This window comes from Pseudomonas sp. F3-2, from assembly GCF_038804275.1.
Taxonomy (GTDB): domain Bacteria; phylum Pseudomonadota; class Gammaproteobacteria; order Pseudomonadales; family Pseudomonadaceae; genus Aquipseudomonas.
In genome coordinates this window covers 2234608-2255091 of record NZ_CP152388.1, presented here as the reverse complement: position 1 = coordinate 2255091, position 20484 = coordinate 2234608, and the positions used below count along the sequence as shown (strand labels likewise).

Sequence of the window (20484 nt, the reverse complement as noted above, 5' to 3'; positions counted from 1 at the left end):
GTGGAGCATTGACGCCGGCCCATCGTGCGGGCCGGGCTCAATCCCGTCGGCTCAGGGGTGCTGCGCCACCGCCTCGCTTTGCGCTCCCTTGACGTGGTGCTGCAGGTCGCCGGCAAAGCGCAGCGTCACTTCACGGCGGGTGAACCGCCATTCCCCTTCATGCAGCTCGAATTGGTCGAGGTATTTGCCCGCGCAGATGGGCTGCAAGGGAAAACCGTCAACCTGCTGATGCACGGTGTAATAGCTCGCCGAGCTCGCGCGTTCGCCGCACGGCTCGACATCGATCAGCACGTTGGTGATCGAATGCCAGGTGGCGGGCGTCCCGTCGCCGTGAACCTGAAGACCGGCCTGGAAAAACGCGAGCAGCCCCTCCACGGTGGTGGCCTCGTTCCCCAGCACGTGGAGCACGGCATGCTCCAGCACCTTGGCGACGCCAGTGAAATCGCCGCTGTCCAGGTGGTGGATGTAGCGGGCCTGAAGACGATGGATCGCGCTTTCGGCCGCCAGGCGTTTGAGAAGGTCGGGACTGTGGATGGTATCGGTCATGCAGAGACTCCAGGTCTGTCGTTTCATGAATTCGGCACGCAGCAGGACGCCGGGCGATCGCATAACGCGCCGAAAAAGGGGTGATCGATGAGATGGGGTTCAGGCCGTGCGGTCGACGCAGCGGGACCTGATCAAAGCGCTAGATCTGCGAAGCCCCGCCGTCGGCGAACAGCTCCACACCGTTGATGTAGCTGGCGGCATCGCTCGCCAGAAAGGCCACTGCCGAGCCGATTTCGCGTGCCTGACCGATGCGGCCGATCGTGCTCTTCTCGCTCAGCGACTCGATCACGCTGTCGGCGTGTTCAGCGAGCATGTTGCGCAACGATTCGGTGTCGACAGGACCTGGACTGAGCAGGTTGATACGCACTCCCGAGCCCTTGATGTCGACGATCCAGCTGCGGACCAACGCCCTGAGCGCCGCTTTGGTCGCGCCATATACGCTCAGGCCGGGACCGGGATTGATCGACGCGGTGGAACCGATGATCACGATGCTCGCACCTTTGCCCATGAGCGCAAGCGCGCCCTGAACGGTGAAGGTGACGCCGCGCACATTGGTGTTGAAGACGCGGTCGAAATGCGCCTCGGTGATGCTGCCCAGAGGGGCCAGCTCGCCCATGCCCGCGTTGGCGACCAGCACATCGATGCGGCCATGGCGCGACTCGATCTGCTTGAACAACTCAGCGAGATCCGCCGCATTCGCGACATCCGCGGGGATCGCCGTCGCCCGATCCCCAAGACTGGCAAGGGCTGCATCGAGCTGCTCTTGCCGGCGTCCGGTAATCACCAGCACGGCACCCTGACCTGCCAGCTCCTGCGCGATGGCCAGGCCCAGGCCGGAAGAACCACCGGTGACGAGTACGACTTTGTCCTGAAATTGCATTGCAGTGTGCCCCTTTGAGTATCGCTGACGAATTCGATTTATATAGCGGACACTACATAGATCGGCAAAAGGACGCAACTTATTTAACGGTCGCTACATAGATCGTCATGCATCGGCACGCTGATTGCCCTTGGATATAGCGCTCGTTACACTGCCGGCATTACCGATGAGGCCACCATGACTGACAAAATCCGCCAACGCCGCCCTGCTTTCGATAGAGAAGCCGGGGTCGCCATCGCTCAGGCGATGTTCCATGAGCACGGTTTTGACGCGGTCAGTCTGTCGGATCTGATCGAGGCCATGGACATCAAGCCGCCCAGTTTCTACGCCGCTTATGGCAGCAAGGCACAGTTGTTCGAGAAAGCGATGTTGCGCTATGCCAGCGAGAACGCGCTGCCCCTGGACAAACTGCTCGCACCGGACAGAACGGTGCCTGACGCCTTGGCAGGCTTGTTCGTCGCGGCGGCGAAACAGTACGCAAAGGACAACGTTCTGCGCGGCTGCATGATCACCGAAGGCCTGCGCGCAGATGATGAGGTCGCCCGCGAAATGGCCCAGGCCCTGGCCAACGAAGGGATCAAGGTGATCCGCGAGTACCTGGATCAGGCGCTGCCCGACAAAGCCCAATGCCTCAGCGACTACCTGACCATCACCCTTCGCGGGTTATCGGCAGCCGCCTGCTCCGGCATGCCGCGCAAGCGTCTGATCGAGGTGGCGCAGACTGCCGGAAGATTCATCGCCCACGAGCTGGGCAGCCCGCCCGGCTAGCGTCAGCCGCTCGCTTGCCCGGCACGGGCGCGAACGAGGCTCCCCTTCCAGACGCTCGGCTCAAGGCCTTATCAACTGCATTTGCTGGCGATAATCGTCGGTGACCTGGCGTGCCTGTTGGGCGCCTGCCACCACGCGTGGGGTGATCAGGACGATCAGCTCGGTGCGATCTTTCGATTTGCTGGTGCTGCCGAACAGCCAGCGCAGACCGGGAATATTGCCCAGGCCCGGAACGCTGGAGGTCGATTCGGCGTTGTCCTGCTTGATCAGCCCGCCCAACAGCACCGTCTGGCCGCTCTGTACCGCAACCTGAGTGGAGACCGAACGCGTGGAGATGCTCGGATTGGGCTGCGCCGTGGTCACGCCGGTGGTGTCGGCATTGCTGACCTGCTGCTGAATGTCCATGTACACCAGACCACCCGGATTGATGCGTGGAGTGACGTCGAGGATGACGCCGGTCTGCACGTACTCGACGCTGCTCAGCGTGGTGTCGGAGTTGCTGGTATTGACCGTGGTCTGGCTGATGGGGATGTTGTCGCCCACCTGAATCTGCGCCTGCTGGTTATTCATCACCACCAGCGACGGAGCCGACAGCACTTGGGTGCGGCCATTGGTTTCCAGGGCATGCAGCGCCACTTGCAGGTTGTTGCTGACGAAGGAGTAAAACAGCGAATCGGTGGCGCCCAGGCCGGCCCCGCCACTGCCCAGTGCACCCTGACTGCCGGCGGTGTTCGCCACTGTCGTGCTGGATGAATTGCCCGCCAGTTTACCCAGGTACCATTGCACGCCGAGGTCCAGTTCGCCGCTCAATCGGACTTCGAGGATACGTGTCTCGATCTGCACCTGCAGCGGCAGATTATCGAGGCGCTTGATGGCCGACTCGATCTCCTTCCACTGCGCCGGACGGGTGCGCACCAGCAACTGATTGGTGCTCTTCTGCGCCGTGATACGCACGCTCTCTTCCAGGGTTTTCTGGCCGCTTCCAGCGCTGCTGGCGTCAGCGGCGTCGTCACCGCTCTGCTCATTATCAGCGTCGTCAGTTGGCTCGGCCTCGGCATCGGCCGGATCCTGCCGGGTCGCATTGTCACGGGTGGTGCTCAGGCCGCCGAGCACCTGATTGCTGCCCGCGCCGCCGCGGGTGCCGTTGAGCGAGGACAGCGATGTGGTGCGCAGGCCCGGCGCGACTTTGGCAGCGGCGTCGTCCTTGATCGCACCGTTGCCGTAGATCTGCCGCAGGTACCTGGCCAGATCCGACGCCTTCATGTTGCGCACGTCGTACACGTACATCTGCGGCTCGTTGCCGCCGCCATCGTCAATGGTCTTGATCCAGTTGCCCACCTCCTGCAGGTACGCAGGCTGGCCCGAGATCGCCACCACCGAATTGGTCCGCTCGTTAGGCATGAACTTGATCATCCCGGCCAGCGGCGTGCCGCTGTCAGGACCGAACAGCTTCAGCAACTGCGGCATCAGCTCGGACACAGACGCGTGTTGCAGGCCATAAACGCCGATGGACATGCCCTCGAGCCAGTCCACATCAAAGGTGTCGATGGTGTCTTGATAGTTGGCCAGTTCCTCCGGCGTGCCCGCCAGGCTCAGGACGTTGCGGCCCGGATCCACCAGCAGGAACGCATTTTCTCGCACGAATGGCTTGAGCAATTTCTGCATTTCGGTCGCGGCGATGAAGCGCAGCGGGTACAGCCGCGCCGACATGCCCGGCGCGGGCTCGGCGACCGGCATTTGCGGCACCAGCTTGCCCGCGACGGCTTGCGCGGCGGGCAGGATCACATAGCGGTCGCCCTGGCGAATCATCGCGTTGTTGGTCCACGACAGCAGGGTTTCCAGAATCGACAACGCCTGCTGCGGGTTGACCGGCCGGGAGGTGGAGAAGCTGACGTTGCCCTTCACGCCCTGGGCGATGCTGTAGTTGGCGTGCATCAGGTCACCCATCACGGTGTTGATCACCGCTTCGATGGGCTGATCGGTGAAGTTGAAGACGATCTCGCCTGGCGTCTCGCTTGCTGCTGATGGCCCCGAGTTCTGCGGATGAATGAACCGCTGATTGCCGACGATGATCTGGCGCCGCGCGCTAGTGGATGTGTCCGGTCCAGGCGGGTCCGACGTGACCTGGGCAGGCGCTGCCACAGGCAATTCGCTGCGCTGCGAGCCTGTGCCGTTCAGGGCTTCGCGCAGCAGATCAGGGTCGTTGCCAGGGTCGCGCGAAGGCACGGCACAACCTGCAAGCAGCAACGCAGCGGTCAGTCCCAGGGTCGGGGGGCGCAAGCGCGCGGTCATCGGAGTGCAGCGAAACATATCAGTCATGGTGCCGTTACGTGTGGAAGGGTCATCAGGGAGGCCGCGCCGGGCGCAGGAAGGCGCGGCACTGGCAGATTCAAGGTGTACGCCTGTCCCTGGCGCTGGAAGGTGGCACTGCCGGCGTCGACCTGGTGCAACACCCAGCCACTGTCCAGCGCTTCACCCTGCTTGAGTTTCAGATTGCGTTGACTGGCCAGGCGCAGCAGTGCCCAGCGCGTCTGGCCGTCGACCACCACGCCGGTGAGGCGAACCCCGCTCAACTGCTCGGCGTCCGGGCCGGCTTTGCTGACGTCCGCTTGTCGATCGGGACTGAACAGCGGGTGTTGCCATGCGACCTCGCGCGCGCCGGGCGACAGATCGGTCAACGGCGGGACGCTGGCGGACCTGATCGGTGCAGGCGGCGGCGCATCGGGCTGCGCCCACTGCAGGTCAGGTTCGCCGCCAAGCCACAACCAGGCCAGCGCGCCGGCCAACAGGCCGTTCAGCACGAGCAGCGCCCATGTGTTGCGATCGAGGCTCATGCCGTCGGCCTCCCGGACGCTGCCGTCAGATAGCCGCGCAACAGCAGCTGGACCTTCAGTCGGCCCGCCGTGCCCACGGGTTGCGCATTGACGGCACGACTGACATTCAGGGCTTCGACGAACAGCGACGGCTGGCCATATTCGAAGCTGTGCAGCAGTTGCATCAGCGGCTCGGTGCCGCACTCCAGCGTCAGGCTGACCTTGACCTGTCGATAGGCCTGAGCGCTGTCCTGCTCGGGAATGATCGGCACGCGCTGGGTGACGTCGCATCCCGGCCCCAACGCGGCCACGGGCTTGATCCGGTCTACGGCGACCTGCATCAGGTCGGCGGCGACTGCACTCGGGTCATCGCCGGGCAATAGGCTGCGGCGACTGGCCGGGTCCTGACGTGCGCGCTCGAGCTCGGCATGCACCGCGGGCGCCTGGGCGAGCGCCGCCGCGTACCGTTGATGCTGGGTCTGCAACACCTGCAGTTGCTGATCGAGGTCGGCCATGGGCGTCGCGAACCAGCTGTCGATCAGCACCGACCAGCCGGCCCACAACAACAGCGCGAGCACGCTCAGGGCGGCGATCCGGCGTGCATTACGATCAAGGGGTCGGCGCATCGGAGGCCTCCTGTCGAAGCCGGGCAGCGAGGGAAAATCGATCCTTGCCCGATTGAGTATCCGGCTGGATCACCCCTTGAAAGTGCGCGTCCTGCACGCTGTGGCAGTCGCGCGCCCGATTGATCAGCGCGCTGGCCTGACGGCTCTGCCCGCTCAGGCTGATGTCACCACTGTCGCGAACTTCCAGTTGTTCCAGCCAGGTGTCGTCGCCCAGGCACTGGCTGAGTTCGGTCAGCAGCACCGTCAGGCTCGGCCGCGCCGTCTTCAAGCGGGCCAGATAACCGGACGCGCCCAGAGTGTCAGTGAGCTCGCGACGCGACGCCTCAAGCCCGGCCATCTGCTGACGTTGCCCGGCGACTTCCTGGCTCATGCGTTCGACCAGCGTCTGGCGGCGGTCGAGCGCAGTCAGCATCAGGCCGACGATCAGCAGCACGCCGCTCAGCAACAACACGCGATGCGTTCGCGCCGTGCGTGAGGGCGCAGGCCGCATCGGCGTCGGGAGAAGGTCGACGCCCAGCGCTTCGCCGCGCGCGTCTTCGGCATCGATGGCATGCAACTCCAGGCCCGTCCGCTGGCACGCCTCGATCATCGACATGAGCCGCTCGCGATCGACCGCCACCAGCAGCACCAAAGCCCGGTCCGCCGTGCGCTGAATGACCCGAGCGCTGAAATGCACCTGCTCGGCGCTGAACGGCGTGTAGCGATCGATTTCGAAAGCCATGACGCGCTGCAGATCGACCGTTGCCGCCGCAGGCAGGCTGATGCGCTGCGCCATGACGTCGGCGAAGGGCAGCACCAGCACCGCACGCCCCGTCGCCCTCACTGAAGGCAAGGGCCAGCCGATGCGTTGAATCGCTGCGCCCGAGGCCAGACGACTGCGCACGGACGCCGGCAGCAAGTCGTGCAGCTCGTCAAGCCACGCACGCAGCCAGCCACGAAAGCGGCTGACGTGCCAATGATGTTCCAGGCGGCTCGCCCACTCGGCCAGCCGCTTCAGCGGGGTATTCAACACTGCTTTCATTCTTGCCAGCGCAGGACGCGAAACGGCCTGGCGCCCTCCTTTACCGAGGTCAACATCAGGGTCGCCTGCAAGGTCGCGCGATCGCCGTTTGGCAGAAGCGCTTGACTGACGACGGTGAACATCTGGCCGGGATCGGCACCCGGCGAACGCACCACGGGCAGGCCCAATGCCTTGGCCAGCGGCACGGGGGTGAAACCCGGATCCGGTTGCGCCTGCCCGGACCAGACCGTGATCCAGGGCGCCATGCAGCGAAATAATGCGTAACTCATGCCCGGCATCTGCCGAAACTCCTCGAGGGTGCGCAGCGGCACGGGGTCCAGCCGCTGGCGCGTCAGGGCTTCCAGCGACGACGCGAGGGCCTGTGGATCGGCGCCGCAGAACGTCAGCAGGCGGCCGACGTCTTGGGTCGAGGCTGCGTTGAGGTCCAGCTTGCCGCGTTCGCTGTACACGCTGACTGACAGCTGAGCCTCATCGAAACGCAGCTCATGGAGGACGCCATCGGCCGTCCAGCGCGCCTTGGGATCACGGGCCTGCAAGGCCATGACGGCCTGGCTCAAACCGGCCTCGGCCGCGAACATCGCGCGCGTGTGCGCCACCTGCCATTGCGCCTGCCGGTTCTGCAATTGCACCGTGGCGGCCAGCGCGCCCAGCAGCGTGCTGAGCACCGCCAGTACCCACAACACCATCAGCAATGCAACGCCGCGCTGAACGTTCATGGCGATGGCTCGCTTGCCAGGTCCAGCCGCAATCGCACTTGCTCAGTGACCCACGACGCGCCGCCGGCCAACCGCGCTTCAATGCGCACCGTCCGCGGCAAGCGCTCGGGCCACGGCCACTCGCTCAGCCAGCCGCTGTCCTTGCCCAGCGGTGCAAGCCCTCGGTAACTGAACGCCAGCGCCTCGACCCCGGACAACAACAGCTGCGGCTCACCCAACCGATGCAGCGCAGCCCCGTCCAGGCGTGCCAGATCCACGCGCAGACGTTGGCGTTCCAGGCTCAGCCGCTGCCGATAAATGCCGCCGCCCACCGAGTCCGGAAGCGGCGCGTAGAAACTCATCGACTGCCGATGGCCGATGAACCGCTCCGGTTTCGCCGCAGCGTCGCCTTCGGTGAGCGGCAATGCCTGGCCAATGGAACGCCGCAGGAAAGCCTGCGCGGCGCGTACCTCATCCAATTTAGTTGCGAAGCGTCCGGCCTTGGCGGATGCGCGATTGGCGCCGACCAGCGCGGTGCCGATCAATCCCATCAGCAGGCCGAGCAGGCTCAGCACCACCAGGATTTCCAGCAGCGTAAAGCCCTTCTGACTCATGCCCTTGCGTCTCATGGCAGCGCACTCGCAGCCTGAACACGCTGGGTGCTGAAGCGGGTTTCGCGGCCGTCGGTCTTCAACAGCACATCGACCCGCAACAGTCGCGCGGCGCCGGCCAGCGACGGCTCCGGGCTGACCTCCAGCGTCCACTGCACCTCATCCCAACGGCCCTGACGACGGCCTGGTACAAGCGGTGAGCTGTCCAGTTCATCCATCAACGAACGCGCCGCCTGACTCAACCGATCGCTGCGGGCACTTTGCTGTAAGGCGCGCGCGCTCTGACCGAACGCCGCGAGCAGCACGCTTGCGCAGAGCGCCAGGACCGCCAGCGCCGCGAGCATTTCCAGCAATGTGAAACCGCGCTGAGTTGAGGTCATGGCACGTCGCGCAGGGTCACAGCGCCCGTCAGCCAGTTGATGTCCACCCGCCACCGGCGCTGGTCCCGGGCAATCGACACGTGGCCGCCGCTGGCCCCGCCGTCCGGGTAAAACTCGAAGGCGGCGCCCAGGCCTTCAGCGGTCTGTACCTGCACCGTCCAGTCTTGCGGCCAGTGTCTGACGGGTTTGCCTGGGGCCTGTACGGTCCGCAGGCGCAAGTCGAAACGCGCGCGGGCGGGTTGCCCGGTGACGATCGCCTGCACGCGAGCCGCACGCAGGGCATTGACCACTTGCCCCAGCGCCTGGCGCTCGTCGGCGCTGTGCAGCCCGCGTTGCAGGCCGTATCCCGCCAGCCCCGCGGCCACGCCGATGAGCACGATCACCACCAGCATCTCAAGCAAGGTGAAGCCACGGGCACGCGTCGGGTTTTGCATGGGCGCGGTTATTCCCAGTTGCCCAGGTCGGCCTTGTAGCCGTCGCCGCCCGGCTGCCCGTCCTGGCCGAAAAAGATCAGGTCGAAACTGCCGTGCTCGCCCGGAAAGCGATAGCCGAACGGATGGCCGAACGGGTCTTTGAGGTCCGAGGCCTTGGCGTACGGGCCGGCCCAGCCGGTCGCATTCGCAGGTTTGGTCAGCAGCGCCTGCAGATTGGCGGGCGGCGAGCCGACATCCAGGCCGTAGCTCTCGATTTTCATGCTCAGGCTGGCAAGTTGCGCCTTGCCCGCGCCGTACTTGCCCTTGTCGACGTTGCCGCCCACCTGACGCACAACGATGGTCGCCACGATGCCAAGCAGCACGATCACTGCGAGCATTTCCAGCAAGGTAAAACCGCCCTGACGACGGGTCGATTTCATGGTTTTCATGGCGATTTCCTTCAAATGTTACTGGTGAGGCTCATCAGCGGCAGCATGATGGCGAGCATGATCACGGCGACCATTACGGCCATGACCACGGTGAGGGTCGGGACCAGCGCAGCGAGCATCCGGTCGATGCCGCGTCTGGCTTCTACGTCGAATACCTGCGCCACCTTGAGCAGCATGCGGTCGAGCTCGCCGGACTGTTCGCCGACCTCGATCATCTGAATCGCCAGCTCCGGCAGCAGCGGCTGCTGGCCAAAGGCGCTGGCGAGGGTGCCGCCGCCCTTGACCCATTCGGTGGCCTGCTCGACCTGGGCGACCAGCGCACGGTTGCTGCACACCTGACGCACCACCTGCAATGCTTGCAGCAACGCCACGCCGTTACCGAGCAAGGTGCCGAGGGTGCGCGCCAGACGGGCGGCTTCGACGCGTTGCAGCAGGGGGCCGATGATCTTCAGGCCCAGCAGGCGACGGTCGTGGCGCTGACGTCGGGCCGGGCTGCGCAGGGCAACGGCGCTGCTCCAGATCACGGCAATGATCGCGGCCAACAGCGCCAGCCCCCACGCGCTGAGGAATTCGCCCAGCGCGAGAATCGCCTGGGTGATCAGCGGAATCGGCACGCCCAGATCGCGGAAGATCGGCACGAATTGCGGCACCACATACGCCAGCAGCAAAGCCAGCGAACCCAGTACGCCGACGATGAGAAAAGCCGGATAAATCAGGGCGTTGATGACCTCGCCACGCAGCATTTGACTGCGTTCCAGATAGTCGCTGAGCTGACTGAGCGTACTCTCCAGCGCCCCGCCCGCTTCACCGGCGCGCACCATGCTCACGTAGAGCGTGGAGAACTGCCCGCCCTCTTCTTCGAGCGCCTGCGAAAAAGGTTTGCCGGCCTTGACCTGCTCGCGAATGCGCTCGAACAGCGCCCGCGTCCGCGGCGCCTGAGTCTGGCGAATGAGGATGTCCAACGAGCGTTCCAGCGGCTGGCCCGCGCTCAGCAGCGTCGCCAGCTGCTGGGTAAAGCCGACCAGCGCAGCGCCGTTCAGCGCGTGAGTGACCCGCACCTGGCGCTGACTGCCGGCTTCGATGTTCAGCACCAGCCATCCACGGGCCTGCAACTGGCTGACGGCGCTCTGCTCGGTGGCGGCCTCAAGTGTGCCGCTGTGGGCAGCACCATCGGCGTCCAATGCTCGGTAACGAAAGCTGCGCAGATCACTCATCGCGGGCCACGCGCAGCACTTCTTCCAGCGACGTGGTGCCGGCCAGCGCCTGCCGCAGGCCCTCTTCGAACAGCGTGACCAGACCGTTACGTCGCGCTGCCTGTTCCAGCGTCGCGGCATCGGCCTGACGCATGAGCAGGCCCCGCAGCTCGTCATTCATCACCAGCAACTCGGTGATCGCGCTGCGCCCGTGATAACCGCCGCCGACGCTGTTGGCGTCCGGGCGATACAACAGGATCGGGCGCTGATCGGTGTACTGGTCCAGCCGGTGGCGGGCGATCAGTTCCGGCGGTGCTTCGAAGGCCACGCGGGTCTGCGGATCCAGTCGGCGCACCAGACGCTGGGCGACGATGCCCTGCAAGGTCGAGGCGATCAGGTAATGCTCCACACCCATGTCGAGCAAGCGCGTGATGCTCGCCGCGGCGCTGTTGGTGTGCAGGGTGGACAGCACCAGATGGCCGGTCAGCGACGACTGAATGGCGATGCGGCAGGTCTCCAGATCGCGCATTTCTCCGATCATGATCACGTCGGGGTCCTGACGCACGATGGAGCGCAGCGCGCCGGGAAAATCCAGGCCGATGGCCGGCTTCACTTGAATCTGGTTGATCCCCGGCAACTGATATTCCACCGGGTCTTCGACGGTAATGATCTTGCGTTCGGCGGTGTTGAGCCGAGACAGTGCGGTGTACAGCGTGGTGGTCTTGCCCGAGCCGGTCGGCCCCGTTACCAGCACAATGCCGTGGGGACGCTCCAGCAGATCGAGCAACGTGTCCAGCCGTGGCCCCTCGATGCCCAGCGTCGGAAAATCAAAACCGACGGTTTCGCGGTCGAGCAGGCGCATGACCACCGACTCACCGAAACGGGTGGGCACGGTGGACACCCGCAAGTCCAGCTCCTTGCCCTGCATGCGCAGCATGATGCGGCCGTCCTGAGGCAGACGACGCTCGGCGATGTCCAGCCGGGCCATGATCTTGAGCCGCGAGATCACCGCCGCCGCATGGCCGGACGGCGGCGCTTCACCCTGCACCAGGACGCCGTCGATGCGATAGCGCACTTGCAGGCGGTCTTCGAAAGGCTCGACGTGAACGTCTGAAGCCCGCGCTTGCACCGCTTTGTGCAGAATCAGATTGACCAGACGGATGACCGGCGCTTCCGACGCCAGGTCCTTCAAATGCTCGATGTCCTCCAGTGCCTCGCCGTCGACATCCAGCGACTCGATCAGGGCATCCATCGCCGTCCGCCCCTCGCCATGGAAACGCTCGATCAGACCGTTGACCTCAGCCGTCGTGGCGATCATCAACGACAGCGGCTGCCCGGCCCGGTAGCGCAGCGCGTCCAGCGCATAGCCCGAGACCGGGGCAGCGGCGGCGACGCAGACCTGTGATGAGTCAGACTCGAACATCACCACGCCGTAATGACGCAGAAACCGCTCGCTGCAGGCCCGCTCAGTCAACGGCTCGATCGGTTGCTCCAGCGACAGGCGCGGCACCGCCATCAGCGTCGCATACGCCTGTGCAACCTCTTCGTCCCGCACCGCCCCCAGGCGAATCAAGGTACTGAGGATATCGTCGTCGGTGCCGCTTTCGGCCAGGCACAACTTTCTCGCGCGGCTGATATCAGCCACTTTGATGCCAGTATGTTCCGCCAGCCAGTCACAGACACTGGCCTGCAACGGGATATGCATGCACTGTTTCGACATTGGGTATTCGGGGCAATAAGCCACTAATGAACGCTCTGATCAAACAGCGCGAGCACGTTCAAGACAAATAAAGTCGACGACAACCGTGCCGGACACTTTTATTCAAAGCGGCAGCAACTAACGTCGGATAAATAGCTAATTAAAAGAGACGCTTTAAGTAATCCTTCTTAACGCCGACATAGCTTATCAGGTCACAAAACCTAACTGCAATTATGTTTACTAAATAGCAATTTCAAACCCTTAGATTGCTGCATTCAGCAATAATAACCCAAGTTCCTGTCAGTTATAGCAATAATCAACCAATAATTCAGATATTTCCCTTGGAAACGCGAAGAGCACCCGACGCTTTTAACGGCACCAACGGTCGGTTATTCCACATTGATCGGCTTTCACAAAAATAACTTTGCCGGCAGTGAACTTTTAAAGGCATCATCCGGACTTAGTATCCGGTCGCCCATGCACGCTTGTTTTATCGACGAGCGATCGGCTACCTATTCCGCCCTTTATCGAGAAGATATAAAGATGAATCGACTCCTGTTGCCTGTCATGGGCACACTGTTTTTGTGCGCCCAGAGTTTCTCTGTGTTGGCCGCGGATTCAACTTCCGCCGCGACGGACGCTGCCTCCCTGCAACACCAGCGTGAACAGATCGAGGCGAAACGCGATCAGATCAGCGGCGTTGCTCAACTGAGCAAGCGCACCGACGCAGGCACCGCTGCTGTCATCGATACCCCGGTTGCCACCGATGACGCCCCGGCGCAGGAGCAGCAACCATGAAATCCCCTGCCCTCGCCGTTTTTCGCCACACCCTGAACCTGAGCCTGCTGGCCTTCGGTGTCGCCCAGGCCAACCTTGCGCTGGCGGCCGTGACGCCTGCCACCGGCAACGAAGTCGAGGCGCGCGTCAGCTCGATCCTCGACAACATGAGCACCTCGGAGAAGATCAATTTCACCCGCGTGAACGACGGCCACATGATCCCGCCGTTGCTCAAGTGGGGCATCAAAGGCACGGTCGCCTACGACTCCTCGATGGGCGTGCACGTCAACAACGCCACCTTTGGCGCTCAATACCCTTCGCAGTCGGCACTGGCGGCGACCTGGAGCATCAACCGCGCCAAGGAATTCGGCCTGGCCATCGCCTACGAAACCCGTATCTCCGGCGGCCAGCAGATGCTTTCGCCGGGCGTCAACCTTTACCGCACGCCGTTTGGCGGTCGCGCCGCCGAGTACATGAGCGGTGAAGACCCGTTCCTCGGCGCGGTGCTCGCACCTGCCGTGGTCAACGGCATTCAGGCACAAGGCATCCAGGCCAGCGGCAAGCATTACGTGGGCAACGAACAGGAAGCCAATCGCCAGGCCGTCAACGTCAAGGTCGACGAACGCACCCTGCGCGAGTTGTACCTGCCTGGGTTCGAGTCGATGGTGAAGAACGCCAACGTCGCCTCGATCATGTGCGGTTTCAACAAGATCAACGGCGACTACGCCTGCGAAAACCATCACCTGATCACCGACGTGCTCAAGGGCGAATGGGGCTATCAGGGGATGGTCATCAGCGACTTCAACGCCATTCATGACGCGTTCAAGGGTGCATGGGCCGGGACTGACATCGACATGCCGTCGGGGCTGCAATTCACCGAAGCCAACCTGATGCCTTACCTGTGGAGTGGCCAGCTGACGCAAAACGTCATCGATGACAAGGTCAAGCGCAACCTGCGCGGCATCGTCAGCTACGGTCTGCAGGAACACCTCAACACCGCCCAGACCCTGGAGCACACCGAATACGGCGCCCAGGCGGCACTGAATACCGCGCGCGAAGCGATGGTGCTGCTGCGCAACGAAAACACTTCCGCCGGCAAGCCCCTGCTGCCACTGGCGCGTTCGGCGAAAATCGCCGTCATCGGTGACTGGGCCCATGAAGCCCCGGCGTCCCCGTTCGGCACCGCCAACTCGCCGCCCGACAGCTACGTGACCGAACTCAGCGGCCTGCAGCAACTGGCATCGAGCAGCGCCAATGTCACCTACCTGCCTGCGCTGAGCCTCGATCCGAAGAGCTCGGTGTGGTATCAGCCGTCCACTGGCCGCAACGACATCAACAACGCCGGCGTGAAAGCCGAGTACTTCGCCAACACCGGCTTTTCCGGTGATCCGGCGCTGACCCGCGTCGAGCCGGGCATCAACCTGAACTGGACCACCAGCACCAACGTCACCGATGCAGGCACCACCACTGTGTCCGGTTTCAACCCGACGGCGGGCGCGTTCTCGGCGCGCTTTACCTCGACCATCAAACCCACCGTGTCCGGTCCGCAGGTGTTCAAAGTGCGCGCCGATGGCCCGTACAAACTGTGGGTGAACGATGAACTGGTGCTGCAAAGCGACGGCGTGCCGTACTCCTCCGACGTCGTGAACGCGCTGGTAACCTCGGGCAAGACGTCATCGCTCAAAGCCGGCAAAGCCTATTCCGTGAAACTGGAATACCAACGCATTCAGGGCAACTTCATCCCTGCGCTGGGCGGCCTGACAGGCGTGCAGATGAGCTGGGCGGCGCTCAAACCACCGGCGGACCTTGCCAACTATGACGCTGTAGTGATCGCCACCGGCAGCACGTCCGAGAACGAAGGCGAAGGCTCTGACCATGGCTTCGATCTGCCCGACCAGCAGGCGGACCTGATCAGCGCCGTGGCCAAGGTCAACCCCAACACCATCGTGGTCATGCACGGCGGCGGGATTGCCAACATGCAGCCGTGGGCGAAAAAAGTCGGCGCGACCCTGCAAGCCTGGTTCCCTGGCCAGCAAGGCGGTCAGGCGCTGGCCGAGATTCTGTATGGCAAGGTCAACCCGTCGGGCAAGCTGCCGGTCACCATCGACAAGCAGATCGAAGACAACGCCAGCTATGCCTCGTACCCGGATCCGAGCCAGTACCGTGGCGACAACGCGCTGACCGAGATGACGTACAAGGAAGGCCTGTACCTGGGCTACCGTGCCTACGACAAGAATCACACCAAGCCGCTGTACCCGTTCGGCTTCGGTCTGTCGTACACCACTTACAGCTACAGCGACCTGAAGCTGTCGAGCAACGTGCTGACGCCGGGCGCGACCGTGAACGTCAAGTTCACCGTGACCAACACCGGCGACAAGGCGGGCTACGAAGTGGCGCAGCTGTACGTGCAGCCGGTCAAGCCGACGGTCGATCGTCCGGAGAAAGAGCTCAAGGGTTTCACCAAGGTGTACCTCAAGCCAGGTGAGAGCAAGACGGTCAGCATCCCGCTCGATTCACGTTCGCTTGCCTATTACGTGGACAGCACCGACAGCTGGAACGTCGATGCCGGCAAGTTCAAGATTCGCGTGGGTACCCACTCCGGCGACCTGGCGCTGAGCCAGACGCTGACCACGCTTTATCCTGAGCAACTGACCACCCGCGACAGCAACCCGCTGCCCGCCCCGCTGCGCAAGGCCGTGCAGGTTTCGGCGGCGCAGGCTTACTGAAGACTCGCAGGCTCAGGGATGAGCCTGTTTCCCCGGCCTGATGTCCTGCGCCAGACGGCGCAGGTAATTGTCGAAGACGCCCATCACATCCACGGACGCCCGACCGCGCAGCCACTGGATCTGCAAACCGTCCATGAGCGAAAACAGCTCCTGGGCCAGGGCCGAAACGTCCACATCCCCGCGTATTTCCCCGCCGTTCTTCAATGACTCCAGATGCGCCTGGGCGTGCTGATGGACTTTGTCGAAATTCTCCTGATGGCGACTGAACGCCGGATGCTTCTCGGACAGGCTCTCGACGTTGATCATCAGCGCAGCCTGACACTCCTGAGCATCTTCCACGCTAAACCCCATGCTCATGCGCAGAAAGCGCAGAAATCCTTCCAGCGTCGGCTCGGTTTCCAGTTCGCTGAAGCGCTCCACCACCCGCTGCTCGCGCCGGTCGAGCAAGGCCTGCAACAGCGCGGTCTTGTTGGGAAAGTGATGCAGCAGGCCGACCGTGGTGATGCCGGCGAGGTCTGCGACATCGCGCATCGACGCATTCAGATAGCCGTCTCTGGCAAAGACTTGCGTGGCCGCATCCAGCAGGGCCATTCGGCGCATTTCTCCCTTGGGCGCGCGGCGACGCCGGGGCGCAGGCGGCTCGACCGGTTCGTGCTGCTCATCCATTACCGACATAACGACTCCATGACCTGTAAGTGTTGCCACCTGCCCTGCCGGCAGACGCAGTGATTCAATTCAGACTGTTGGCGCGCAGGCGCGAGAACCGCCGGGTGAGCAGCCACGCTGTGATGATCGCCAGCAACGCCACCGACGCATTGCCCAGCCACATGCCGCTCAAAGCACCGACACCGCCGGCCCACTGTGCGCCGAAATAAACGAAGGGCAGCGTGCCTGCGGTGCCGCGCAACCAGCCAAACACCGGCACCCACCACGCGCCGCCCATGGTCAGAAATGTCGACTGAGCGACGAAGTCCAGACCAAACACAATCCACAGCCCGGCGCCATAGCGGGAGAAGGCCAGAAACATCTCGCGGCCGGCATCGGCCAGTTGAAAATAATCTGCGATCATCGGCCCCGACGCCGCCAGGATCAGCCACAGCGCCACACCATAGAGGACCACTAACCGGCGTGTAAAGCCGACCGCCCGCGCGGCCCGGTCATCGCGCCCGGCCCCCAGATTCTGTGCCAGCACCGGCACCAGGGCGGTGGGCAAGGCGAAGTAAAGGCAGTAACCCAGCTGCAGAAACCGGTCGATGACCGCCATCCCCGCCAGCACCGAAGTGCCCAGCGTCGCGAGGGTCACCATCAGGTAGGTAATCCCCACCGGCATCGCCAGATTGGCGAGCATGGCCGGAATCGCGACGCGCGCCGTGCGACGTGTGTGCAGGCTGAACAACCTGAACCGCACCCTCGTGGACACCCCCAGATACCGCCGCACGCAGACCAGCCCGACCAGCGCAGACAGCGTCGCGGCGACCAGACAGGACAGGCCCGCCCCTTGAATACCCATGCCCAGTGCGAAGATGAACAGAGGATCGGCCATCGCCAGCGTCAGCGCTCCGGACAGCAATACCGCCAGCGCGGTGCGTGGGTGCCCTTGGGACTTGAGCAGTTGCGCGGACATCTGCGCCAGCGCCATCGGCACACAGGACGTCAGGCTCATCGCGATGAACGATCGGGACGCCTGATCGACCTCACCCACCGCGCCGAACCATCGGCCCAGCGCCCCCAGACAGACGTATTCCACGCCCGCGATCAGCGCCGACGCCAGCACGGCCATGAGCAACAGATGGGTGACCAGCCGCGCCAGTCGCTTACGTGCATGCTTGCCGATCCGTTCGGACAACAAGGCACCGGCGGCGATGATCACCCCGGACACGAACGCGCCGTTGAGGAACATGAGGGTTTTGGCCATCCCCACCGCAGCCAGCAAGCGCTGATCGCCAAGCCGTGCAACGTAGGCCAGGGTCAGAATATCCACCAGAAACACGGCGAGCAGACTCAGCGCGCTGGTACTGACCAGGGTCAGCACGTGCCGCGCAATGGAGCCTTGGGTGAACGTCGCACAGGGCTCCGGCATTGGCGCTCTCGATGGCAGAAAGTGGAGGAGACGAATCTGGGCCGCAAGCATAAAGCAGTATCGACGCCGGACCTAACGTGCGCAGACGCCAGGTATTCAGGTGCGCACTGACCGCCGCTTCATTCGCCGACCAACGCGTGTGCAGTCGCCGCCAGTTGGCTGCCTACCCGTGCTTTCAGGGTTTCGATGAAGCGGGTGATTTTGGCGTCCACGAACTGCCGGGAGGTGTAGACCGCATACACGTTGCGCTCGTAGGTGTGGTAATCGGGCAACACCCGCACGAGCCTTCCGGAACGCAGGTCGTCGATCGCCGAAAATCCGGCGAGCAGACCGATTCCTGCGCCCTCGCGAACCGCGACCGCCATGGCGTCCATGTCGTTCACGCTCAAGCTGGCTCCGGCAGGCGTGAACGTCGCGGTGCCGGCCTTGCTCTTGAGCTGCCATTGGTCCCGCACATAATCCACGGTGCCCAGCAGCAGGCACTGATGCGCGGCAAGATCGTCCGGCACCACCGGGGCCGGGTGTCTGGCCAGGTAGTCGGGCGACGCCACCAGCACGCAGTGGCTGACCCCGATCTTCTGACTGACATAGGCCGAATCCGGCAGTGCCCGGGCGATCAGAATCGACACATCGAGCTGGTCTTCAAGCAGATTGGGCATCCGCTGGGAGAGCAGCAGATCCACCGCCACTTCCGGGTATTCGCGGCGGTATTCCAGGATCGCGCAGGTCACCAACTGACGCGCCAACCCCGGTACGCAGTGCACCCGCAACGTGCCTTTGGGTTTGAGCAGCGAATTGCTGGCTTCCGCTTCGGCGTTCTCGACATCGGCGAGGATCGCGGTGCAACGCTCATAAAACCGTCGGCCCGCGTCGGTCACGGACAAGCGCCGGGTGGACCGTTGCAGCAAGCGGGCGTCCAGCATGTTTTCGAGCGCCGAGACGGCGCGCGAGACGTTGCCGACGGTGGAATCGAGATGATTCGCCACGGCGGTAAAGCTGCCCATCTCCACGACTTTGACGTACACAGACATGTTTGAAAGCTTGTCCACTCCTGCCCTCCTTTTGCCGATGCCGCTCAAAGCGACGACGCAACATTTCATCTGATCCGGATGTTCCCGTGCCCGCACTTCCCGTCTGGCACTGCCCGGGCGGCCGATCGCCGGCGACGTCCGCTCATGATGGCGACCCGTCATCCGCGGCGCAATCGCTCGGACGGCCTTCGATATTACCTCTGCGCACAACAGTGATTCCCTTCCCGCCCGCTAAATCGGACACGGCCTTCTCCCTAGACTGGATCACACAGCCCGCCTGCGTCGGCGCGCGATACCTGACACGAATTTTCGACCACACAGGAAATCCAGTCCCATGAATACGCCTTACGACTCGCTCTACCTTTTCATCGCGGGTGAATGGATCGGTGCCCAAGGCCGAGAAACCGCCGCCGTCGTCAACCCGGCCACCGAAACCGAGATCGGCCGTGTGCCGCTGGCCACAACCGACGACCTGGACCGTGCGTTGCAGGTTGCCCAGGCTAGCTTTCAGGTCTGGCGCCGGACGGTGCCTGATCAGCGCGCGAAGATACTCAAGCGTGCCGCCGACCTGATCCTGGAGCGTGCGCCGCACATTGCCTCACAAATGACGCTTGAGGAAGGCAAGCCGCTGGGCGAAAGCATGGATGAAGTCACCCGCGCCGCCGAGTACTTCGAGTGGTTCGCCGAGAGCGCGCGGCGCATCGACGGTCGCGTCGTGCCGGCTAACCGTCCGGGCGTGCTGCAAATGGTCAAACGTCAGCCGATCGGCCCGGTGGCCGCGTTCACACCCTGGAATTTTCCGGCCATTACCCCGTCGCGCAAATTATCCGCAGCGCTGGCCGCAGGCTGCAGCGTCATCCTCAAGCCCGGCGAGGAGAGCCCTTCCACGGCGCTGGCGCTGGCCCGCGCCCTGGACGACGCCGGGTTGCCGAAAGGAGTGCTGCAAGTGGTTTTCGGCGTGCCGGATCAAGTGTCCCGCCATTTGATCGCTTCACCGATCATCCGCAAGGTCACCTTCACAGGTTCGGTACCGATCGGCCGGCTGCTCTCCGCCCGGGCGGCGGAAGGCGTCAAGCCGATCACGCTGGAGCTCGGCGGACATGGGCCGGTGCTGGTATTCGACGACGCCGACGTGGAAAAAGCAGCGGTCGAGGGTGTCGCGAACCGATTTCGCGGTACCGGCCAGGTGTGCATCTCGTCCACGCGCTTTCTGATCCAGCGCAGCGTTTACGCGCGTTTCGTCGAGCACTTCGTGGCCGCCACCCAGGCGCTGAGAATCGGCAACGGCCTGCACCCGCACGTTCAGGTCGGCCCCCTCGCCAACCCGCGCCAGCTGGCCAAGATGGAAGAGCTCATTGCCGATGCCGTCGCCAAGGGCGCCCGCGTGTTGACCGGCGGCGAACGGCTGCCAGGCCAGGGCTTCTTTTTCGAGCCGACGGTGCTCGCCGACGTGCCCATGAACGCTCGGGTGATGCATGAAGAGCCCTTCGGTCCCATCGCAATCCTGATGCCCTTCGACGCACTGGCCGACGGTCTCGAGGAAGCCAACCGCCTGCCCTACGGCCTGTCTGCCTACGCATTCACGTCCAGCGCACGCACCGCCATCGACGTGGCGGACGGCCTGGAGGCCGGCATGATCGGCATCAATCAGTACCGCATCGTCGCCACCGAACTTCCCTTCGGCGGCGTGAAGGAAAGCGGACACGGCTCGGAAGGCGGTATCGAAGGCATCGAGCATTACCTGACCCACAAATTCATCAGCCAGATCTGAGGACG

General features: G+C 63.7%; 20 protein-coding genes. 4 read left to right on the top strand and 16 right to left on the bottom strand.

Annotated elements, in window-relative coordinates; all coding sequences use genetic code 11:
* Positions 1–51 precede the first annotated feature (51 nt).
* Both AAGQ88_RS10330 and AAGQ88_RS10325 read right to left on the bottom strand, forming a co-directional pair.
* A complete protein-coding gene (locus AAGQ88_RS10330; protein ID WP_342655221.1) occupies positions 52–546 on the bottom strand; it encodes a nuclear transport factor 2 family protein in 495 nt (164 codons plus the stop codon).
* 139 nt (positions 547–685) lie between these two features.
* A complete protein-coding gene (locus AAGQ88_RS10325; protein WP_342655220.1) occupies positions 686–1426 on the bottom strand; it encodes an SDR family oxidoreductase in 741 nt (246 codons plus the stop codon).
* A gap of 177 nt (positions 1427–1603) precedes the next feature.
* On the opposite strand from AAGQ88_RS10325, the gene AAGQ88_RS10320 reads away from it, so the two are divergent.
* Positions 1604–2194 carry a TetR/AcrR family transcriptional regulator gene (locus AAGQ88_RS10320; RefSeq protein ID WP_342655219.1) on the top strand — a complete coding sequence of 197 codons (591 nt, stop codon included), beginning with the start codon at positions 1604–1606 and terminating at the stop codon, positions 2192–2194.
* A gap of 60 nt (positions 2195–2254) precedes the next feature.
* Here the strand turns inward: AAGQ88_RS10320 and gspD are convergent, their stop codons facing one another.
* Genes gspD through AAGQ88_RS10265 form a run of 11 tightly spaced genes read right to left on the bottom strand, consistent with a single transcriptional unit; the run spans position 2255 to position 12100 of the window.
* The gene (gspD, locus tag AAGQ88_RS10315; RefSeq protein WP_342655779.1) at positions 2255–4504 is read right to left on the bottom strand and encodes a type II secretion system secretin GspD; all 2250 of its coding nucleotides are present in this window, start codon (positions 4502–4504) and stop codon (positions 2255–2257) included.
* Between the two features lie 5 nt (positions 4505–4509).
* Positions 4510–5028 carry a hypothetical protein gene (locus AAGQ88_RS10310; protein ID WP_342655218.1) on the bottom strand — a complete coding sequence of 173 codons (519 nt, stop codon included), beginning with the start codon at positions 5026–5028 and terminating at the stop codon, positions 4510–4512.
* Positions 5025–5633, bottom strand: coding sequence for a type II secretion system protein GspM (gene gspM / locus AAGQ88_RS10305; protein WP_342655217.1), 609 nt, complete (start codon positions 5631–5633; stop codon positions 5025–5027). The genes AAGQ88_RS10310 and gspM overlap by 4 nt, the downstream gene beginning before the upstream one ends.
* Complete coding sequence (locus AAGQ88_RS10300; RefSeq protein WP_342655216.1) at positions 5617–6642, bottom strand: type II secretion system protein GspL; 1026 nt, start codon at positions 6640–6642, stop codon at positions 5617–5619. Before AAGQ88_RS10300 ends, gspM begins: the two co-directional genes overlap by 17 nt.
* An 8-nt stretch (positions 6643–6650) precedes the next feature.
* Positions 6651–7370 carry a type II secretion system minor pseudopilin GspK gene (locus AAGQ88_RS10295; RefSeq protein ID WP_342655215.1) on the bottom strand — a complete coding sequence of 240 codons (720 nt, stop codon included), beginning with the start codon at positions 7368–7370 and terminating at the stop codon, positions 6651–6653.
* Positions 7367–7978, bottom strand: a complete 612-nt coding sequence (locus AAGQ88_RS10290; protein WP_342655214.1) for a prepilin-type N-terminal cleavage/methylation domain-containing protein — start codon at positions 7976–7978, stop codon at positions 7367–7369. The genes AAGQ88_RS10295 and AAGQ88_RS10290 overlap by 4 nt, the downstream gene beginning before the upstream one ends.
* On the bottom strand, positions 7975–8340 hold the full coding sequence (locus AAGQ88_RS10285) for a prepilin-type N-terminal cleavage/methylation domain-containing protein (RefSeq protein ID WP_342655213.1): 366 nt from the start codon (positions 8338–8340) through the stop codon (positions 7975–7977). Before AAGQ88_RS10285 ends, AAGQ88_RS10290 begins: the two co-directional genes overlap by 4 nt.
* Positions 8337–8774, bottom strand: a complete 438-nt coding sequence (locus tag AAGQ88_RS10280; RefSeq protein WP_342655212.1) for a GspH/FimT family pseudopilin — start codon at positions 8772–8774, stop codon at positions 8337–8339. Before AAGQ88_RS10280 ends, AAGQ88_RS10285 begins: the two co-directional genes overlap by 4 nt.
* 8 nt (positions 8775–8782) lie before the next feature.
* On the bottom strand, positions 8783–9193 hold the full coding sequence (gene gspG, locus AAGQ88_RS10275) for a type II secretion system major pseudopilin GspG (RefSeq protein WP_342655778.1): 411 nt from the start codon (positions 9191–9193) through the stop codon (positions 8783–8785).
* Positions 9194–9213: 20 nt separating this feature from the next.
* Positions 9214–10407 (bottom strand): type II secretion system inner membrane protein GspF, encoded by a 1194-nt coding sequence (gene gspF / locus AAGQ88_RS10270; RefSeq protein WP_342655777.1) that lies wholly within the window; start codon positions 10405–10407, stop codon positions 9214–9216.
* Between the two features lies 1 nt (position 10408).
* A complete protein-coding gene (locus tag AAGQ88_RS10265; protein ID WP_342655211.1) occupies positions 10409–12100 on the bottom strand; it encodes an ATPase, T2SS/T4P/T4SS family in 1692 nt (563 codons plus the stop codon).
* A gap of 393 nt (positions 12101–12493) precedes the next feature.
* On the opposite strand from AAGQ88_RS10265, the gene AAGQ88_RS10260 reads away from it, so the two are divergent.
* On the top strand, positions 12494–12892 hold the full coding sequence (locus AAGQ88_RS10260; RefSeq protein WP_342655210.1) for a hypothetical protein: 399 nt from the start codon (positions 12494–12496) through the stop codon (positions 12890–12892).
* Positions 12889–15597, top strand: coding sequence for a glycoside hydrolase family 3 C-terminal domain-containing protein (locus AAGQ88_RS10255; RefSeq protein WP_342655209.1), 2709 nt, complete (start codon positions 12889–12891; stop codon positions 15595–15597). Before AAGQ88_RS10260 ends, AAGQ88_RS10255 begins: the two co-directional genes overlap by 4 nt.
* Positions 15598–15609: 12 nt before the next feature.
* Here the strand turns inward: AAGQ88_RS10255 and AAGQ88_RS10250 are convergent, their stop codons facing one another.
* From AAGQ88_RS10250 to AAGQ88_RS10240, 3 genes are all read right to left on the bottom strand, one after another.
* Positions 15610–16263: a TetR/AcrR family transcriptional regulator gene (locus tag AAGQ88_RS10250; RefSeq protein WP_342655776.1), complete on the bottom strand. Its 654-nt coding sequence runs from the start codon at positions 16261–16263 to the stop codon at positions 15610–15612.
* 64 nt (positions 16264–16327) lie between these two features.
* The gene (locus AAGQ88_RS10245; protein ID WP_342655208.1) at positions 16328–17677 is read right to left on the bottom strand and encodes an MATE family efflux transporter; all 1350 of its coding nucleotides are present in this window, start codon (positions 17675–17677) and stop codon (positions 16328–16330) included.
* Between the two features lie 119 nt (positions 17678–17796).
* Positions 17797–18726, bottom strand: a complete 930-nt coding sequence (locus AAGQ88_RS10240) for a LysR family transcriptional regulator (RefSeq protein WP_342655207.1) — start codon at positions 18724–18726, stop codon at positions 17797–17799.
* A gap of 316 nt (positions 18727–19042) precedes the next feature.
* Here AAGQ88_RS10240 and AAGQ88_RS10235 point away from each other — a divergent pair, with 316 nt between their 5' ends.
* A complete protein-coding gene (locus tag AAGQ88_RS10235) occupies positions 19043–20479 on the top strand; it encodes an NAD-dependent succinate-semialdehyde dehydrogenase (protein ID WP_342655206.1) in 1437 nt (478 codons plus the stop codon).
* The last annotated feature ends 5 nt before the right edge of the window (positions 20480–20484 follow it).

Excerpts from the sequence above, each read along its gene's own strand:
- AAGQ88_RS10330 (WP_342655221.1), bottom strand. The coding sequence starts at position 546 with ATGACCGATACCATCCACAGTCCCGACCTTCTCAAACGCCTGGCGGCC.
- AAGQ88_RS10325 (WP_342655220.1), bottom strand. The coding sequence starts at position 1,426 with ATGCAATTTCAGGACAAAGTCGTACTCGTCACCGGTGGTTCTTCCGGC.
- AAGQ88_RS10320 (WP_342655219.1), top strand. The coding sequence starts at position 1,604 with ATGACTGACAAAATCCGCCAACGCCGCCCTGCTTTCGATAGAGAAGCC.
- gspD (WP_342655779.1), bottom strand. The coding sequence starts at position 4,504 with ATGTTTCGCTGCACTCCGATGACCGCGCGCTTGCGCCCCCCGACCCTG.
- AAGQ88_RS10310 (WP_342655218.1), bottom strand. The coding sequence starts at position 5,028 with ATGAGCCTCGATCGCAACACATGGGCGCTGCTCGTGCTGAACGGCCTG.
- gspM (WP_342655217.1), bottom strand. The coding sequence starts at position 5,633 with ATGCGCCGACCCCTTGATCGTAATGCACGCCGGATCGCCGCCCTGAGC.
- AAGQ88_RS10295 (WP_342655215.1), bottom strand. The coding sequence starts at position 7,370 with ATGAACGTTCAGCGCGGCGTTGCATTGCTGATGGTGTTGTGGGTACTG.
- AAGQ88_RS10290 (WP_342655214.1), bottom strand. The coding sequence starts at position 7,978 with ATGAGACGCAAGGGCATGAGTCAGAAGGGCTTTACGCTGCTGGAAATC.
- AAGQ88_RS10285 (WP_342655213.1), bottom strand. The coding sequence starts at position 8,340 with ATGACCTCAACTCAGCGCGGTTTCACATTGCTGGAAATGCTCGCGGCG.
- AAGQ88_RS10280 (WP_342655212.1), bottom strand. The coding sequence starts at position 8,774 with ATGCAAAACCCGACGCGTGCCCGTGGCTTCACCTTGCTTGAGATGCTG.
- gspG (WP_342655778.1), bottom strand. The coding sequence starts at position 9,193 with ATGAAATCGACCCGTCGTCAGGGCGGTTTTACCTTGCTGGAAATGCTC.
- AAGQ88_RS10265 (WP_342655211.1), bottom strand. The coding sequence starts at position 12,100 with ATGCATATCCCGTTGCAGGCCAGTGTCTGTGACTGGCTGGCGGAACAT.
- AAGQ88_RS10255 (WP_342655209.1), top strand. The coding sequence starts at position 12,889 with ATGAAATCCCCTGCCCTCGCCGTTTTTCGCCACACCCTGAACCTGAGC.
- AAGQ88_RS10250 (WP_342655776.1), bottom strand. The coding sequence starts at position 16,263 with ATGGATGAGCAGCACGAACCGGTCGAGCCGCCTGCGCCCCGGCGTCGC.
- AAGQ88_RS10245 (WP_342655208.1), bottom strand. The coding sequence starts at position 17,677 with ATGCCGGAGCCCTGTGCGACGTTCACCCAAGGCTCCATTGCGCGGCAC.
- AAGQ88_RS10235 (WP_342655206.1), top strand. The coding sequence starts at position 19,043 with ATGAATACGCCTTACGACTCGCTCTACCTTTTCATCGCGGGTGAATGG.